Annotated in this window: 2 protein-coding genes; both read left to right on the top strand. The window is 74.2% G+C overall.

From position 1 onward, the window contains the following. Nucleotides 1–2 precede the first annotated feature (2 nt). The gene (locus ACZ63E_RS38025; protein WP_465341174.1) at nucleotides 3–11,018 is read left to right on the top strand and encodes an SDR family NAD(P)-dependent oxidoreductase; all 11,016 of its coding nucleotides are present in this window, start codon (nucleotides 3–5) and stop codon (nucleotides 11,016–11,018) included. 32 nt (nucleotides 11,019–11,050) lie between these two features. Next, complete coding sequence (locus tag ACZ63E_RS38020; protein WP_465341173.1) at nucleotides 11,051–19,747, top strand: type I polyketide synthase; 8,697 nt, start codon at nucleotides 11,051–11,053, stop codon at nucleotides 19,745–19,747. Nucleotides 19,748–19,750: the final 3 nt, after the last annotated feature.

Here is a 19,750-nt window from a genome sequence, read left to right as displayed (position 1 = left end):
TCATGACCACCGACGAGCGGACGCTCGAGTACTTCAAGCGGCTGACCGCCGAGCTGCGCGAGACGCGGCGACGGCTGCAGGAGGCCGAGGACAGCGGCTCCGAGCCGCTGGCCGTGATCGGCATGGCCTGCCGGTACCCCGGCGGCGTCAGCTCGCCGGAGGGACTGTGGGACCTGGTCGCCGAGGGCGGCGACGGCATCACGGCGTTCCCGGACAACCGCGGCTGGGACACCGAGGCGCTCTACCACCCGGACCCCGAGCACCGCGGGACCACCTACAGCAACCAGGGCGGGTTCCTGCACGACGCGGGTGAGTTCGACGCGGGCTTCTTCGGCATCTCGCCACGGGAAGCCCTGGCGATGGACCCCCAGCAGCGGCTGCTGCTGGAGGTCACCTGGGAGGCCCTGGAGCGGGCGGGCCTGGACACGGCGTCGCTGAAGGGCAGCGGCACCGGCGTGTTCGCCGGCGCGATGCGCAGCGAGTACGTGTCCGGGTTCGACGGGGTGTCCGAAGAGGTCGAAGGCTTCCTCGGCACCGGGTCGTCCAACAGCGTGCTGTCCGGCCGGATCTCCTACACCCTCGGCCTGGAGGGCCCGGCCGTCACGATCGACACGGCGTGCTCGTCTTCGCTGGTCGCGGTGCACCTGGCCGCGCACGCGCTGCGGTCGGGGGAGTGCTCGCTCGCCCTCGCCGGCGGCGTCACGGTGATGGCGACGCCGGAGACGTTCGTCGAGTTCTCCCGCCAGCGCGGCATGGCCCCGGACGGCCGGTGCAAGGCCTTCGCCCAGGGCTCCGACGGCACCGGCTGGTCCGAGGGCGCGGGCATGCTCCTGCTGGAGCGGCTGTCCGACGCCAAGCGCAACGGCCACCGCATCCTCGCGGTGATCCGCGGCTCGGCGGTCAACCAGGACGGCGCGTCCAACGGCCTCACCGCGCCCAACGGGCCCTCGCAGCAGCGGGTCATCCGCGCCGCGCTGGCCAACGCCAAGCTCACCGCCGCGGACGTCGACGCCGTCGAAGCCCACGGCACCGGCACCACCCTGGGTGACCCGATCGAGGCCCAGGCCCTGCTGGCCACCTACGGCCAGGAGCGTGAAGAGCCGCTGTGGCTCGGCTCGATCAAGTCGAACATCGGCCACAGCCAGGCCGCGGCCGGGGCGGCCGGGCTCATCAAGATGATCGAGGCGATGCGCCACGGCGTCCTGCCCGCGACGCTGCACGTCGACGAGCCGACGTCGCACGTCGACTGGTCAGCCGGTGCGGTGCAGCTGGTCACGGAACGGCGGGAGTGGCCGTCCGCCGACCATCCGCGCCGCGCGGGTGTCTCGTCCTTCGGGCTCAGTGGCACCAACGCGCACGTCATCCTGGAGCAGGCTCCTCCGTCCGAAGAGTCCGAAGAGGACCGGACGCCGCCCGCCGTCCAGCCGTGGCTGCTCTCGGCCCGCGGCCCGGCCGCGCTGCAGGGTACCGCTCGGTCCCTGCTGTCCACTGTGGACGACGTCGAGCCGCTCGACCTCGGCTGGTCGCTGGCCACCACACGCACGGCGCTGGAGACGCGGGCCGCCGTCGTCGGCCGCTCGGCGGAAGACCTCGAGGCCGGGCTGACCGCGCTGGCCAACGGCGACCCCGCGCCGGGTGTTGTCACCGGTGAGCCGCTGCACGGACGCACCGCGTTCCTGTTCTCCGGCATGGGCGCCCAGCGCTGCGGCATGGGCCGCGAGCTGTACGACACCTTCCCCGCGTACCGGACGGCGTTCGACGAGGCCTGCGCCGCTGTGGACGCCCACCTCGACCGTCCCTTGGCCGACATCGTCTTCGGGGACGACCAGTCGCTGCTCGACCGGATGACCTACGCGCAGCCCGCGATGTTCGCCCTGCAGGTCGCGCTGTTCCGGCTGTACGAGTCCTGGGGCGCGCGCCCCGACTACGTCGTCGGCCACTCCGCCGGTGAGCTGGGCGCCGCGCACGTCGCCGGCGTCTGGAACCTCGCCGACGCCGCCCGGATGATCACCGCTCGCGGGCGCCTGATGGAGGCGCAGCCGCCGGGTGGCGCGATGATCGGCATCCAGGCCACCGAGGAGGAGGTCGCCGCCGAGCTGACCGACGGCCTCGCCATCGGCGCGCTCAACGCGCCCGACTCGATCGTCGTCTCCGGCGAGGAAGCCGTCGCCGAGGCACTCGCGGCGAAGTTCGCCGAGCGCGGCCGCAAGACCAAGCGGCTCAACATCTCCCACGCGTCGCACTCCGCGCGGATGGATGGCATGCTCGCCGAGTTCGGCGCGATCGCCGAGGAGATGACCTACCACGCGCCGTCGATCCCGGTGGTGTCCAATGTGACCGGTCGGCTAGCCGGGCCGGACGAGGTCACCGTCCCCGGGTATTGGCCGCGACACGTCCGCCAGCCGGTCCGGTTCGCCGACGGCATCCAGTTCCTGCGTGGTGAAGGCGTTTCCCGGTTCGTCGAGATCGGCCCGGACTCGGTGCTGGCCGGGATGGCCGCCCGGACGCTGCCCGCCGAGGGCGTGCTGACCGTACCGGTGCTGCGGCGCGACCGCGACGAGGCGCTGACGGCGATGTCCGTGCTGGCCGAGCTGCACGTCCGCGGCGCCCGCGTCGACTGGACGGCCTTCTACGCCGGGACCGGCGCCCGCACGATCGACCTGCCCACCTACGCCTTCCAGCGTGACACCTACTGGCTGCGCGGCAACCGCAGTGCCGGTGACCCGAGCGGGCTGGGCCTGGCCGACGCCGGGCACCCGCTGCTCGGCGCGTCCGTGACGCTGGCCGACGGCGCCGGGGTTGTGCTGACCGGCCGGATCTCGCCGTCCACCCACCCGTGGCTGACCGACCACGCCGTCGGCGGCACGGTGGTCGTGCCCGGCACCGCGCTGGTCGAGCTGGCCCTGCGCGCGGGGGACGAAGCCGGGTGCGCGCACCTGGAAGAGCTGACCCTGCGTGAGCCGATGGTCCTGGCCGGGGCCTTGGACGTCCAGGTCGCCGTCGCCGGGCCGGACGAGAGCGGCCGCCGCGCCGTGGCCGTCTACTCCCGCGCCGGCGAGGGTTCCTGGACGCTGCACGGCACCGGCACCCTCGCCCCGACGGCCCCGGCCGCCGGGTTCGACCTGACCGCGTGGCCGCCGCGCGACGCGACCCCGGTCGACCTCACCGACGTCTACCCGGCCTTCGCCGCCGCGGGCATGGAGTACGGCCCGACCTTCCGCGGTCTCACGCACGCCTGGCGCCTCGGTGACGAGATCTTCGCCGAGACCGCGCTGCCGGAGGACGCGGGCAAGGCCGACGTCGAGCGCTTCGGCCTGCACCCCGCCCTGCTCGACGCGGGCCTGCACGCGATCGGCCTGCTCACCGGCGAAGGCGGCGGCGCGCAGCTGCCGTTCCTCTGGCAGGACGTCGCCCTGCACGCGACCGGCGCGTCCCAGCTGCGGCTGCGCATCACGCGGGACGCGTCCGGCGCGGTCACCCTGCGCGCGGCCGACGGCACCGGCTCGCCGGTCGCCACGGTCGGCTCGCTGACCCTGCGCGAACTCACCGCGGGCCCGCTCACCGCGTCGACGCCGGGCCTGGACGCGCTGTGGCGCCTCGACTGGACGCCGCTGGCGACGCCCGCCGACCCCGAGCCGGTCGGCTGGTCCTTCCACGGCCGCCTCGGTGGCGGGGACGTGCCGCCGGTTGTCGTCCTGCCGGTGCTGACCGACCCGGACGACGCCGCCGAGAGCGCGCGGCTCGCCACCCGCGAGGTCCTGGCCGTCCTGCAGCAGTGGTCGACCGAAGACCGCTTCGCCGACGCCAAGCTGGTCATCGTCACCGCCGACGCCACCACCGGCCGAGTCGACCCGGCCGCCGCCGCGGTCTGGGGCCTCGGCCGCTCCGCGCAGAGCGAGCTGCCCGGCCGCGTGCTCCTCATCGACACCGAGACCGGCGATCTTTCCGACTCCGAGGTCGCCGCGGCCATCGCCACCGGCGAACCGCAGCTGACCCTGCGCGACGGCGTCTTCTCCGCGCTGCGCCTCGGCCCGCTGCCGGGCACGGACGAGCTGGTCCCGCCCGCCGAACCCGCGTGGCGGCTCGGCATGGCCGGCCGCGGCACCCTGGAGGAGCTGCGGCTGGAGCCGTGCCCGCAGGCCCTGGAACCCTTGGCGCCCGGCAACATCCGCGTCGCCGTCGGGGCCGCGGGCCTGAACTTCCGTGACGCGCTCAACGTGCTCGGCATGTTCGACGGCGAGCCCGGCCCGCTCGGCAACGAGGTGGCCGGGGTGGTCCTCGAGGTCGGGTCCGAAGTGGACGATCTCGCCCCCGGCGACCGCGTCATGGGGGTCGCGATCGGCGGCATCGGCACGATCACCACCGCCCAGCGGTCGATGTGCGCGCGGATCCCCGACAGCTGGACCGACGAAGAAGCCGCGTCCGTGCCGCTCGTGTTCCTCACCGCCTACTTCGGACTGAAGGAGCTGGCCGGGCTGCAGCCGGGCGAAAGCGTGCTGATCCACGCCGGCGCCGGCGGTGTCGGCATGGCGGCCATCCAGATCGCGCGTCACCTCGGCGCCGAGGTCTACAGCACCGCGAGCCCCGCCAAGCAGCACATCCTGCGTGAAGCCGGGCTCGACGACGCCCACATCGCCAACTCCCGCACCCTCGACTTCGAGCAGCAGTTCCTCACAACCAGCGAAGGCCGTGGTGTCGATGTTGTGCTCGATGCGCTCACCGGCGAGTTTGTCGACGCGTCCCTGCGGCTGCTGCCGCGCGGCGGCCGGTTCCTCGAGATGGGCAAGGCGGGCCTGCGCGACCCCGAAGAGGTCGCGACGGCGTATAACGGCGTTCACTACCGGCCCTACGACCTCATCGAAGCCGGGCCGGAACAGTTCTCCCGCATGTGGGCCGAGGTGCTGGAGCTGTTCGCGGCGGGGACGTTCGAGCCGCTGCCGCGTCGCGTCTGGGACGTCCGGCGCGCGCCCGAGGCGTTCCGGCTGCTGAGCCAGGCCAAGCACATCGGCAAGCTGGTGCTGACCATCCCGAAGCGTCCCGACGGGACAGTCCTCATCACCGGCGGCACCGGCGGCCTCGGCGCGATGCTGTCGCGGCACCTGATCACCGAGCACGGCCTCCGCGACCTCGTGCTGACCAGCCGCCGCGGCCCGGACGCCCCGGGCGCGGCCGAGCTGGCCGAAGAGCTGACCGGGCTCGGCGGGAACGTCACCATCACCGCGTGCGACAGCTCCGACCGCGACGCCGTCGCCACGCTGCTCGCCGGGATCCCGAACCTGACCGGCGTCATCCACGCGGCCGGCGTCCTCGACGACGGCCCGATCGACACCCTGACCCCCGAGCGCCTCGACCGGGTCCTCTACCCGAAGGCCGACGCCGCCTGGCACCTGCACGAGCTGACCGCGGGCCTGCCGCTGCGCTGGTTCGCCACGTTCTCCTCGGCCGCCGGTGTGCTCGGCAACCCGGGCCAGGGCAACTACGCCGCCGCCAACGCCTTCCTCGACGGGCTGGCCGCGCGCCGCCGCGCCGAGGGCAAGGCCGCGCAGTCCGTCGCGTGGGGCCTGTGGTCCGGCGGCATGCGCGGCGAGCTGGGTGACGCGGGCGAGGAACGCATGCGCCGCAGCGGGTTCCCGCCGATCGCGCCCGAAGAGGGCATGGCGATGTTCGACCGCGCGGTCTCCCTCGACCACGCCGTCCTGCTCGGCCTGAAGCTCGACCGCGCCACCGTGCGCGGCAGCGACGCGCCGATCTCGCCGCTCATCCGGTCGCTGGTCGGCGGGTCCACCCGCGGCAAGGCCAAGACGGCCACCGCCGAGCAGGCGGGCGAGCTGCGCCGCAAGCTCACCGGCCTGCCCGGCGCGGAGCAGGACGAACTGCTGCTGGAGCTGGTGCGCCGCGAAGTCGCGCAGGTCCTCGGTCACGCGGACGCGGCGGGCATCGCCGCGACCCGCGCGTTCAACGAAATCGGGTTCGACTCGCTCACCGCGGTCGAGCTCCGCAACCGCCTCGGCGCCGCGACCGGCCTCCGGCTGCCCGCGACGCTCGTCTTCGACCACCCGACGCCCGCCGCGCTGAGCACGTTCCTGCGCGCCGAGCTGATCGGGACCGAGGAGCCGGCCCCGGCCGTGGTCGCCCCCAGCGCGGCCGGCGCCGGTTCCTCCCCGGACGACCCGATCGTCATCGTCGGCATGGGCTGCCGCTACCCGGGCGGCGTCACCTCGCCGAGCGAGCTGTGGCAGCTCGTCGCGGAAGCCCGTGACGGCGTCGGCGACTTCCCGACCGACCGTGACTGGCCCCTCGACTCCCTGTTCCACCCGGACCCCGACCACCGCGGCACGACGTACGCCTCCGAAGGCGCGTTCCTCTACAACGCGGGCGACTTCGACCCCGAGTTCTTCGGCATCTCACCGCGCGAAGCCCTCGCGATGGACCCGCAACAGCGTCAGGTCCTGGAGACGGCGTGGGAGGCCCTGGAGCGGGCGGGCATCGACCCGTCGTCGCTGCGCGGTACCAGCACCGGGGTGTTCGCCGGCGCGCTGTCCAACGACTACGTCTCGCGGCTGAGCGCCATCCCCGAGCAGGTCGAGGGTTTCCTCGGCACGGCGTCGTTCAGCAGTGTCATCTCCGGGCGTGTCGCCTACGCGCTCGGCCTCGAAGGCCCGGCGGTGTCGGTGGACACGGCGTGCTCGTCGTCGCTGGTCGCCGTGCACCTCGCGGCCCAGTCGCTGCGGTCGGGGGAGTGCACGCTCGCCCTGGCCGGTGGTGTCAACGTGATGGCGTCGCCGGACATGTTCGTCGAGTTCTCCCGCCAGCGCGGCCTCGCGCCGGACGGCCGCTGCAAGCCGTTCGCGGCCGCGGCCGACGGCACGAACTGGGCCGAAGGTGTCGGGATCCTCGTCCTGGAACGGCTTTCCGACGCCCGCCGTCACGGTCACCACGTCCTGGCTGTCGTCGCCGGATCTGCGGTCAATCAGGACGGCGCGTCCAACGGCCTCACTGCCCCCAACGGCCCGTCGCAGCAGCGCGTCATCCGTGCGGCGCTCGCCAACGCGGGTGTCGAGGCGTCCACTGTGGACGTCGTCGAGGCGCACGGCACCGGGACGCCGCTGGGCGACCCGATCGAAGCGCAGGCCCTCCTGGCCACCTACGGCCAGGGCCGCGAGCGGCCGCTGCTGCTCGGCTCGGTGAAGTCCAACATCGGCCACACGCAGGCCGCGGCGGGTGTTGCCGGGATCATCAAGATGGTCGAGGCCATGCGCCAGGGGGTGGTCCCGGCGAGCCTGCACCTCGACGAGCCGACCCCGCACGTCGACTGGGAAGCCGGTGAGATCACACTCCTCGGCACGCAGGAGCAGTGGCCGGAGACCGGACGCCCGCGTCGCGCCGGGGTGTCGTCGTTCGGCATCAGCGGCACCAACGCCCACGTCATCCTCGAACAGGCGCCGGCCGCGGCCGAGCCCGAGCCGACGCAGCCGCTGCCCGTGGCCGCGTACCCGATCTCGGGCCGCACCCCGGCCGCCCTCGCCGCGCAGGCTTCGCGCCTGCTGTCCACTGTGGACGACCCGGCGGACGTCGGCTTCTCGCTGGCCACCACCCGCACGCACCACGCTCACCGCGCGGTGGTCGTCGGCGACCCGGCCGCCGGGCTGCAGGCGCTGGCCGCCGGCGGGACGTCGGCGCACCTGGTGACCGGCGAGACCGCGCCGGGCCGCCTGGCCTTCCTCTTCACCGGCCAGGGCTCCCAGCGGGCCGGGATGGGCCGCGGCCTGTACGCCGCCTTCCCGGCGTTCGCGGCGGCCTACGACGAGATCGCCGAACTGCTCCCGGCCGTGCGCGACGTCAACGACGCCGTCGCGCTCGGCCGGACCGGGCTCGCCCAGCCCGCCATCTTCGCGCTCGAAGTCGCGCTGTTCCGGCTCTACGAGTCGTGGGGCGTGCGGCCCGCGTTTGTCGCCGGGCACTCGATCGGCGAGATCGCCGCGGCGCACGTCGCCGGGGTGCTGACCCTGGCGGATGCGGCCAAGCTGATCGAGGCCCGCGGCCGCCTGATGGAGGCGCTGCCCGAGGGCGGCGCGATGGTCGCGGTGCAGGCTTCCGAAGCGGAGGTCGCGGAGTTCACCGACGTGAGCATCGCCGCGATCAACGGCCCGCAGGCCGTGGTGCTTTCGGGTGCCGAGGAACCGGTGCTGGCCGCCGCCGCGGTCTTGGAAGGCCGTGGTCGCAAGATCAAGCGCCTCGACGTCTCGCACGCGTTCCACTCGGCGCTGATGGACCCGATGCTCGACGACTTCGCCGCCGTCGCCGCTGAGCTGACCTACGCCGAGCCGTCGATCCCGGTGGTGTCCTCGGGCGCCGACCCGACCGACCCGGCGCACTGGGTCCGGCACGTCCGCGAGCCGGTCCGGTTCGCCGACATCGTCGCGACTCTGAAGGCCGAAGGCGTGACGACGTTCCTGGAGATCGGCCCGGACGCCGTGCTGTCGGCCCTGGCCGCGGACGCGGGCACGGCCGTCCCCGCCCTGCGCGCGGACCACGACGAGCCGACCACGGCCGTCACGGCGTTGGCGCGGCTGCACGTCGTCGGCGTCGACGTCGACTGGACGGCGTTCTACGCTCCCGCCCGGCCTCAGGTGATCGACCTGCCGACCTACGCCTTCCAGCACGAACGGTTCTGGCTGCGCGAGCCCGCCGTGGCCCGTGCCGCCGGCGGCCTCGGCCACCCCGTGCTGGCCGGCGCGGTCACCTCGGCCGGGGACGGTTCGGTGCTGTGCACCGGCGTCCTGCCCGCCGAGCCGTCGGACACGCTGCTCGTCGAGCTGGCCATCCGCGCCGGTGACGAGGTCGGCGCGGGCACCATCGCCGAGCTGGCCGTCGAGGCGCCGCTGGCCGGGGACCGCGAGGTCCAGGTCGCCGTCGGACCCGAAGCCGACGGACGCCGTCCGGTCTCGATCCACACCCGCGGCGGCCAGGACTGGCAGCGGCACGCCACCGGCTTTTTGGTCAGCACTCCCGCCCCGGCGCCGGTCGCCGACGGCCCGCTCACCGAGCTGACCGTGCCCGGCGCGTCCGACGACACCGCCCAGCTCTACGGCCTCCACCCCGAACTGCTGGACCCGCTGCTGGCCGAGCACGGCTGGCCCGCCGCCTGGCGGAACGTCACCCTGCACGCCACCGGCGCCACCACGGTCCGGGCTCGGGTGGAGAACGGCAAGCTGGCCGTCTTCGACGTCTCCGGCGAGCCGGTCCTGTCCGCCGAGATCACCTTCGGCGAACGCCCGGCCGTCGCGGGCTCCGAGCAGGAGCACCTGCACCGGCTGGCCTGGACGCCGGTCGCGCTCGGCACCGCCGAGACGACGTGGACGCGTCGTGAAGACCTCGGTGACGAGGTCCCGGACGCGGTCGTGCTGGAAGTGTCCGAATCGGACGGTGACCTCGCCGGAGTGCTCGCTGCCGTGCAGGAGTGGCTCACCGAGCCGAAGTTCGCCGAAAGCCGTCTGGTCGTGCTGACCGCCGGGGCGACCGGGCTGTCCGAAGAGGACGGTGCCGACCCGGCCGCGGCGGCCGTCTGGGGCCTGGTGCGCTCGGCGCAGTCGGAGCACCCGGACCGGTTCGTCCTGGTCGACGGCGACGGCGACACCGCGGCCCTGGGCCGGGCGCTCGCCACCGGCGAAGGCCAGCTGCTGCTGCGGGACGGCCAGGCGTACGCGCCGAAGCTGGCCACCGTCAGCGGTCCGGTCATTGAAGCGCCCGAACTGGCCGGCGGCACCGTGCTGGTCACGGGTGGCACCGGCGGGCTCGGCGCCCACATCGCCCGCCACCTCGTGCGGAACCACGGCGTCACCGACCTGGTGCTCACCAGCCGTCGTGGGCTCGACGCGCCCGGCGCGGCCGAGCTGGCCGACGAACTCGGCGCCCGGGTCGTGGCCTGCGACGTCGCCGACCGCGGTGCCCTGGAAGCCCTGCTGGCCGGGATCCCGCGTCTGACCGGAGTGGTGCACGCGGCCGGTGTCCTCGACGACGGTCTGGTCGAAGCCCAGACGCCGGAGCGGCTCGACGGCGTCTTCGCGCCCAAGGCCGGGGCCGCCTGGCATCTGCACGAGCTGACCAAGGGCCACGAACTGGCGGCGTTTGTCCTGTTCTCCTCGGCCGCCGGGGTCCTCGGCAACGCCGGGCAGGCCAACTACGCCGCGGCGAACGCGTTCCTCGACGGCCTTGCCGTCCACCGGCGGGCTCTCGGCCTGCCGGCCCGCTCGCTGGCCTGGGGCCGCTGGGCCGACGGCATGGGCGGCGCGCTCGACACCGCGGCCGCGCAACGCCTCAGCCGCACCGGTTTCCCCGCGCTGTCGCTCGACGAAGGCCTCGCGCTGTTCGACCGGGCGCTGACCACCGACGTCGCGGCGCAGGTGCCGGTGAAGCTGGAACGGGCCGCGCTCGCCGCGGCCGCCGGGGCCGGGCTGCTGCCGCCGGTGCTGCGGGACCTGGTGCCCGCGGTGCGGCGCCGGGCCGCGGCCGCCGACGCCGGGGAACTGCGGCGCAAGCTGGCCGGCCAGGCCGGGGCCGAGCAGGAGCGCACGCTGCTCGACCTGGTCCGCGGGCACGCCGCGACCGTGCTCGGGCACACGACCCCGGCCGCGATCGCCCCGGCGCGTGGCTTCCTCGACCTGGGCTTCGACTCGCTGACCGCGGTCGAGTTCCGGGCCGCGCTGGCCGCCGCGACCGGGCTGAGCCTGCCCACGACCGTGGTGTTCGACTACCCGGCGCCCGACGCGCTGGCCAAGTACCTGCAGGCCGAGCTCGCCCCCGAGACCGGCCCCGGGGCCGCGGTGACCGAGCAGATCACCCGGCTCGAAGCCCTCCTCGACGGCGCCGACCCCGCCGACGCGGAGATCGACAACCGGCTGAAGCGGCTGGTGTCGGCGTGGGCGGCGAAGAAGCCCGCGCTCGCCACCGCCGACCTCGAAGCCGCGTCCCCGGACGACCTCCTCGCGCTGATCGACGACGAGTTCGGCCCGCGCTGACCCGCCCTCCAGCCCCTCGGGAGCCGTGACCCATGCCTTCGGAAGAGCAGTACGTCGACTACCTCAAGCGGATGGCGGCCGACCTGCGTGAGAGCCGCCGCGAGCTGGCGGACGCGCGGGAGAAGGAGACCGAGCCCGTCGCGATCGTCGCGATGAGCTGCCGGTTCCCCGGCGGGGTCCGCACCCCGGACCAGCTGTGGGACGTGGTCGACGGCGGTGTCGACGCGATCTCGCCGTGGCCGGCGGACCGCGGCTGGGACACCGACGCGATCCACGACCTCGACGCGTCCAAGCCGGGCACCAGCTACGTCCGCGAGGGCGGGTTCCTGCACGACGCGGCCGAGTTCGACGCCGAGCTGTTCGGCATCTCGCCGCGCGAGGCGGAGGCGACCGACCCCCAGCAGCGGCTGCTGCTGGAGACGGCGTGGGAGGCGGTCGAGCGGGCCGGCATCAACCCGGCGTCGCTCAAGGGCAGCGCGACCGGCGTGTTCGCCGGCGTCGGGTTCACCGACTACGCGTCGCGGCTGACGGCGTTGCCGGAGGAACACGAGGGGTACCTCGGCATCGGGACTTCGGGCTCGGTGGTCTCGGGCCGCGTGTCGTACGCGCTCGGCTTGGAGGGGCCGTCGGTGTCGATCGACACGGCGTGCTCGTCTTCCCTGGTCGCGCTGCACCTCGCCGCCCGCGCGCTGCGGTCGGGGGAGTGCACCCTGGCGCTGGCCGGCGGTGTCACCGTGATGGCGACACCCGGGGCGTTTGTCGAGTTCTCCCGTCAGCGCGGCCTCGCGCCGGACGGCCGCTGCAAGCCGTTCGCGGCCGCGGCCGACGGCACGAACTGGGCCGAGGGCGCCGGGATGCTCGTCCTGGAAAAGCTTTCCGACGCCCGGCGCAACGGCCATCCGGTACTGGCGCTGGTCCGCGGCAGCGCGGTGAACTCCGACGGCGCGTCCAGTGGTCTCACCGCGCCGAACGGCCCTTCGCAGCAGCGGGTGATCCGGTCGGCGCTGGCGAACGCCGGACTGTCCACTTCGGACGTCGACATGGTCGAAGCGCACGGCACCGGCACCGCGCTCGGTGACCCGATCGAGGCGCAGGCCCTGCTCGCCACCTACGGCCGGGACCGTGAGACGCCGTTGTGGCTCGGGTCGGTGAAGTCCAACATCGGGCACACCCAGGCCGCGGCGGGCATCGCCGGGATCGTCAAGGTTGTCGAGGCGATGCGGCACGGCGTCCTGCCCGCGACCCTGCACGTCGACAAGCCGTCGCCGCACGTCGACTGGTCCGCCGGGGCGGTCGAAGTCCTGTCCTCGCGCCGGGAGTGGCCGACGGCCGACCGGCCGCGCCGCGCGGGGGTGTCGTCGTTCGGGATCAGCGGGACCAACGCGCACGTGATCCTGGAGCAGCCGGTCGACGAGCCCGCTTCGGAGCGTGAGGTTGTTGCGCCGCCGGTGGTTCCGTATGTCCTTTCGGGAGCTTCTCCCGCCGCTGTAAAGGCGCAGGCTGCCGCTCTGCTGTCCACTGTGGATGAGTCGGGGGCGGAGCCGGTCGACGTCGCGCTCTCGCTCGTCGCCGGCCGGGCCGCGCTGGAGCACCGGGCGGTGGTCACCGGCACGAACCGCGGCGAACTGGCGGCGGGCCTGCGAGCGCTGGCCGCCGGCGAGGCGGGGACCACGACCGGCAGCGACACCGGCGGCCGCTTGGCCGTCCTGTTCACCGGCCAGGGTGCGCAGCGGCTCGGCATGGGCCGCCGCCTCCACGAGGTCTTCCCGGCGTTCGCCTCGGCGTTCGACGAGGTCTGCGCGCACCTGCCCGGCGTCCGTGACGTCGTCTTCGGCGCCGATGCCGCCCGTCTCGACCGCACGGAGTTCGCGCAGCCCGCGCTGTTCGCGTTCGAGGTCGCGCTCTACCGCCTGGTGACGTCCTGGGGTGTCACGCCGGACTTCCTGGCCGGGCACTCGATCGGCGAGCTGGCCGCCGCGCACGTCGCCGGGGTGCTGTCCCTGGCGGACGCGGCGAAGCTGGTGCTCGCCCGCGGTCGTCTCATGCAGGCGCTGCCCGAGGGTGGCGCGATGCTCGCCCTCGAAGCCACCGAAGACGAGGTCCGCCCGCACCTGTCCGACGAAGTTGCGCTCGCTGCCGTCAACGGCCCGCGCGCGGTGGTCCTTTCCGGGGCCGAAGCCGCGACCCTGGCTGTCGCCGAGAAGTTCCCCGGCCGCCGTTCGACGCGGCTCTCGGTGTCGCACGCGTTCCACTCGGCGCTGATGGAGCCGATGCTCGCCGAGTTCACCGCGGTCGCGCGGACTTTGACCTTCCATGAGCCGACGATCCCCGTCGTCTCGACGCTGACCGGTGAGCTCGCCGACCGGCTCACCGACCCGGCCTACTGGGCCGAGCACGTCCGCGGCACCGTCCGGTTCGCCGACGCCGTCGAGACCCTGCACGCCCAGGGCGCGACGACGTTCCTCGAGGTCGGCCCGGACGCCGCGCTCACGCCGATGGGCCGTTCGGTGCGGCCGGACGACGCCGTCTTCGCCGCGGCCCAGCGCAAGGACCGCGACCAGGCGCAGACCCTCGTCACCGCGCTCGGTCAGCTGCACGCCCACGGCGCGCGCGTCGACTGGGCGGCCTACCTGGCCGGGAGTGGCGCTCGCCGCGTCGCCCTGCCGACGTACCCGTTCCAGCGCAAGCGTTTCTGGCTGGAGGACCCGGGCACGCAGATGGTCGCCGCCGAGGACGGCCGATTCTGGTCGGTTGTCGAGAGCGGCGATCTCGGCGAGTTCGCCGCCGAGCTGAAGCTGTCCGATGTGGACGCTCCACTAGGGACGGTCCTGCCCGCGTTGACCCGTTACCGCCGCGCCCGCTCGCTGTCCGCCGAGGCCGACTCGCTCGCGTACCACTTGCGCTGGCAGCCGTTCACACCTGCTGCATCGACCACGACCGGCCGCTGGCTGCTCGTCACGGCGCCCGGCGAGCACCCGTGGATCGACGCGGCCGCAAACGCCCTGGGCGACGTAGAGCGCCTGGTCGTCGAGCGCCCCGACCACGTCGAGCTGCCCGACGAGCACTTCGACGGCATCCTCTCCCTGCTGGCCCTCGACGAGACCGAGACCGACGGCCTGTCCTTCGGCGCCGAGGCCACGATGACGCTGGTCCAGGCGCTGGCGGCGCGTGACCCGCAGGGTCCGTTGTGGACGCTGACCCGCGGCGCCGTCTCGACCGGCCCGGACGACGCACCCGACGCGCCGGCCCAGGCCCAGCTGTGGGGCTTCGGCCGCGCCGCCGCCCTGGAGAACCCGCAGGGCTGGGGTGGCCTGGTCGACGTCCCGGCCGAGCCGGGGGAGCGGGCCGTCACCTTGCTGCGCGATGTCATCACCGGCCCGCGCGGGGAGGACCAGGTCGCCGTCCGTGCGTCCGGCGCCTTCGGCCGCCGTCTTGCCCATGCCGAGGTCAGCGAGCCGAAACGCTCGTGGCAGCCGCGGGGCACCGTGCTCGTCACCGGCGGCACCGGTGGCCTGGGCGGGGTTGTCACGCGCTGGCTGCTCGACCACGGCGCCGAGCACGTGGTTCTCGTGTCCCGCCAGGGTCTGGACGCGGCGGGCGCGCAGGACCTGGCCGGGGACCGCGTGACGATCGCCGCCTGCGACGTCGCCGACCGCGGCGCCCTGGCCGCCGTGATCGAGCCGATCCGCGACGACCTGTGCGCGGTGTTCCACCTCGCCGGGGTCCTCGAACTGGGCCTGGTCGAGTCGATGGACCGTCAGCGCTACGCGAACGTCCTGCGTCCGAAGGTCGCCGGGACGCGCAACCTCGAAGAGCTGACCGACGACCTCGACCTCGACGCGTTTGTGCTGTTCTCGTCGATCGCCGCGTCCATCGGCAACGCCGTCCAGAGTGCTTACGGCGCCGCGAACGCGCACCTGGAGGCCGTCGCCCAGCGGCGGCGGGCGCAGGGGCTGCCCGCGACGTCGATCGCGTGGGGACGCTGGGGTCAGGTCGGCATGGGGGTCGGCGCGGACCTCGACGAGCTGCTGAGCGGCCTGGGTGTCCCGGCGATGGCGCCGGAGACCGGGCTGGTCGCGCTCGGGCACGCGCTGGACCGCGACGAGACCGCGCTGACCGTCGCCGAACTGACCTGGGAGAAGTTCGCGCCGCCGTTCGCCGCGCTGCGGCCGAGCCCGCTGCTGGCCGACTTGCCCGAGGTCGTCGCCATCGCCGAGGCCGAAGCGGCTCGCGCGGAGGAAGGCGCGGAGGCCGCGGAAGCATGGCGGACCCGGCTGGCGGGGTTGCCCGAGGCTGAACGCGAGCGTGTCATCACCGAGCTGGTCCTGACGCACACGGCGGCCGTGCTCGGACACACCGACGGGGTCCCGGCCGGGCAGCAGTTCACCAAGCTCGGCATCGACTCGCTGACCGCGATCGAGCTGCGCGGCCGGATCAACACCGAGACCGGGCTGGGCCTGCCGCCCACGATGGTGTTCGACCACGCGACTCCGGCCGCGCTGGCCGCGCACCTGCTGGCTTCGCTCGCGCCCGGCGCCCGGGACGACCGGCCGGTGGTGACCGGCCAGGCCGCCGCCGCGGGGCAGGACGTCGCCGTCGTCGGGCTGTCGTGCCGGTTCGCCGGCGGCAGTGACACACCCGAGCAGTTCTGGGCGAACCTCGTCGAGGGCAAGGACCTGGTGCGCGAGGTGCCGCCGGACCGCTGGACGGCCGCCGACTACTACGACCCCGACCGCACCGCGCCGGGCAAGGCGTACACGCAGCAGGGCGCGTTCGTCTCCGACCTCGCCGGCTGGGACGCCGGGTTCTTCGGCCTCTCGCCGCAGGAGGCGCGGCGGCTCGACCCGTCGTTCCGGCTGCTCATGGAGCTGGTCTGGGAAGGCCTGGAGGACGCCGGCCTGACCGCCGAGGAGCTGCGCGGCAGCCGCACCGGCGTGTTCGCCGGGCTGATCGACACGATGCAGTACAGCATGCGGCAGCTGGAGGCCGACGGCATCGACGCGGCCGACGACCCGTACTTCGGTCTCGGCAGCTCGCTGTCCGCGGCGGCCGGGCGCATCGCGCACCTGCTGGACCTGCGCGGCCCGTGCCTGACGGTCGACACGGCGTGCTCGTCGGCGCTGAGCGCGGCGCACCTGGCGGTGCAGAGCCTGCGGCGGGGCGAGTGCGACATCGCGATCGTCGGCGCGACGTCCGCGATGATCAACCCGGACGTGTTCATCCAGTCCTGCAAGATGAGCATGCTCGCGGCGGACGGCCGCACCAAGACGTTCGACGAGACCGCCGACGGTTACGTCATCGGCGAAGGCGGCGGGGTCGTGGTGCTGCGCCGCGCGGCCGACGCCGGCCGCGCCCGCGCGATCATCCGCGGCTCGGCGACCAACCAGGACGGCCGCAGCAACGGCCTCACCGCGCCCAACCGCGCGGCCCAGAACGCGGTCATCCGCGCGGCGCTGGCCGACGCCGGGGTGACGCCGGACGAGATCGGGTTCGTCGAGGCGCACGGGTCCGGCACGCAGCTGGGTGACGCGATCGAGTTCACGGCGTTGAAGGAGATCTTCGCCGAGCGGTCGGCTCCGGAGCCGTTGTTCGTGGGCGCGGTGAAGTCCAACGTCGGGCACACGCTAGCCGCGGCGGGGATGGCGGGGCTGATCAAGACCGTGCTGTCGCTGGAGAACGCGACCCTGCCTGGGAACCTGAACATGAGCACGCCGAACTCCGTGGTGACGGTGGACGGGCCGGTGCGTCCGGTGCCGGGTTCGCGCCCCTTCCCGGCCAACGCCGCCGGGGTGCTGCGGGCCGGGGTGAGCTCGTTCGGCTGGTCGGGATCGAACGTCCACTTCGTCCTCGACGCGGCCGCGCCCGCTCCGGCGCCGGTGTCCGGTCCGGAGTGGCAGCTGCTGACCGTCTCCGGGCAGGGGGAGGCCGGGTTGCGCGCGAACGCTTCGGCGTTGGCGGACCACCTTGCCGAACACCCGGAGCTCGAGCTGGCCGACGTCGCCTTCACGACGCAGGCCGGGCGCAGTGCGCTGCCGCTGCGCAAGGCGGTGCTGGTGCGTGACACCGCCGACGCGATCACTGCGTTGCGCGAGGTGAACGGCGGCTCGGCGGTGACCGACCGGCGCCGGTTCGGGCTGCTGCTGCCCGGGACGCACGGAACGTGGTCGGACGAGCTGTACCGCACGGAACCGGCCTTCCGGGCGGCGATCGACGAGGTCGCGACGGTGAAGGACCTCTCGACGGACGAGCGGGCCGCGACCTTCGCGGCCGAGTACGCCCTCACCCGGCTGCTCGCCGCCTGGGGTCTTGAACCCGCCGTCATCCTGGGCCGCGGCACCGGCGAGCACGTCGCCGCCGTCGCCGGCGGGCTCTTCACCCTCGCCGAAGGCCTGGACCTCGCCCTCGGCGGAGCCGTTCCGGCCGCCGAAGACCCCAGGATCCCCGTCATCTCCCCGCGCACCGGGGAGCTCCTCACCGCCGCCGAAGCCGCCGACCCGGCCCATTGGCGCATCTCCGACGACCGCTTCGAGGACGGCCTGCTCGCCCTCGCCCGCTACGCCGAGGTCCTCGTCGAAGCCGGGCTTGGGGACGCCGGGGCCGAAGCGGCCGGTCGCTACCTCTCGCAGACGCCGGCCGTCTCGCTGCAGCCGCAGCCCGGCCGGGAAGCCTGGCTCACCGCGCTCGGCGCCCTCTGGGAGCACGGCGTCCCGGTCACCTGGCCGAACACGGACCGCCAGCTCGTCCGCCTGCCCGCCTACCGCTTCCAGCGCATCCGCTACTGGCCCGAGGTCTCCTCGCGCGGCAGCGGCTGGTCCATGACCCAGATGACGGCGGGCCAGGCCACCGCCGAACCCGCCGCCCCGGTCAAGGACGGCCTCGCCGCCCACACCCCGACCTGGCGCCGCGACAGCACCCGCCGCGTCCCCGCCACCCCGGGGGAGATCATCCTGTTCGGCACCCTCGACGGCTTCGAGGCCGCCGCCGAAGCCGCCGGGCACCACGTCACCCGGGCCGGGATCGAGCCGTCCGATGTGGACGGTTACCGCCGGGTGCTCGCCCAGGCGAAGGAAGATGGGCCGCTGCGGATCGTGCACGCGCACGGCCTCACCGGCACCGACCTCGAAGCCGGCTTCTACAGCCTGATGTGGCTCGGCAAGGCCATCGGCGCCGAGACCAACGGCCGCCGCGTCGAGCTGCTCTCCCTCGGCCGGGGCGGGTACGACGTGCTCGGCGGGGACGCCACCGACCCGTTCGCCCCGACCATCGCCGCCATGACCGACGCCATCGCCGCCGAATACCCCCTGGTCCGCGCCCAGTACGCCGACCTCGACGGCGACACCGCCACGCAGGCCCTGCACGAGCTCGATCTCCTGGCGGCGTCCACAGTGGACACCGTCGACGGCGTCGCGGTCGCGGCCTGGCGCCGTGGGCGGCGGTGGCTGCGCGACTACGACGTCGTCCAGCTGCCCGAGGTCGACGACGCGAGCGCGTGGAAACCCGGCGGCACCTACCTCGTCACCGGCGGCCTCGGTGTCCTCGGCCTCGCGCTGGCCCGGCGGCTCGCGCCGCTCGGGGTCAACCTGGCGCTGGCCGGCCGCACCGCGCTGCCGCCCGAGGACACCTGGGACGAGTGGATCCGCGAGCACGGCGTCGACGACCGCACGAGCACCGTGCTGCTGGCCGTCCGCGACCTGCGGGCCCTCGGCGCCGACGTGCTCACCGTGAAAGCCGACGTCAGCGTCCCCGGTGAGGCCGCCGCGCTGCTGGCCGAGGTCCGCGGCTACTTCGGCGGCCTCGACGGCGTGATCCACGCGGCGGGCATCGCCGGCGGTGGCCTGCTGCAGAACAAGACCCGCGAGCAGGCGGCCGCCGTCCTGGCTCCGAAGATCGACGGCACCCTCGCCCTCGCCGAAGCGCTGCGCGTCGACCCGGTCGAGCTGCTGGTCCTGTACTCCTCGACGGTCACCCTGACCGTCGGGGTCGGCGAGACGGACTACTCCGCGGCCAACGCCTTCCTCGACGGCTTCGCCGCCGTCGAATCGGCCTCCGGCAAGGCGGCCGAACGGGTCGTGTCGGTGGCGTGGGGCCCGTGGCAGCTGGACGCGTGGACCTCGGCCGGGCTGTCCGGCTCGGCGGAGGCGCAGGAAGGCTCCAAGCGGTTCCGCGAGGAGTTCGGCATCGGCGCCGAAGAAGGCACCGAGCTGCTCTCGCGGATCGTCGCCTCCGGTGAGTCCCAGGTGACGGTGCTGCCGCTGCCGCTGACCGACGTCCTCGCCGCGCTGGCCCGGATGGGCTCGGTCGACGCGCTGGTCGGCGCCGACGCCGCGGTCCCCTCCGGCGAGCGCTACCCGCGCCCCGACCTGCGCACCGCGCTGGTCGCGCCGCGCACACCCGCCGAGGAACGCGTCGCGGCCGCGTGGTGCGACTGTCTCGGCCTGGAAGAGGTCGGCGTGCACGACCCGTTCTTCGACCTCGGCGGCACGTCGCTGATCGGCCTGGTGCTGATCGGCCGCGTCGCCAAGGAGTTCGGCGTCGAGCTCGCGCCGGCCAGCCTGTTCGAGAAACCGACCATCGCGGAGTTCGTCACGCTGCTCGGCGAGCCGGACGCGGCCCCCGCGGCCGGGACCGCCGCGCCCGCCGAAGCCGCCGAAGACGTCGCCGCGCGCGGCGAGCGCCGCCGCGCCCGCGCCGCGAACCTCCGCAAACGCCCGAGCCGGACCGGAAGGTAGACC

It is taken from the genome of Amycolatopsis sp. NPDC104819, assembly GCF_055583145.1.
Note: the sequence above shows the minus strand (reverse complement) of the source record. Positions and strands in the feature narration are given on the sequence as shown.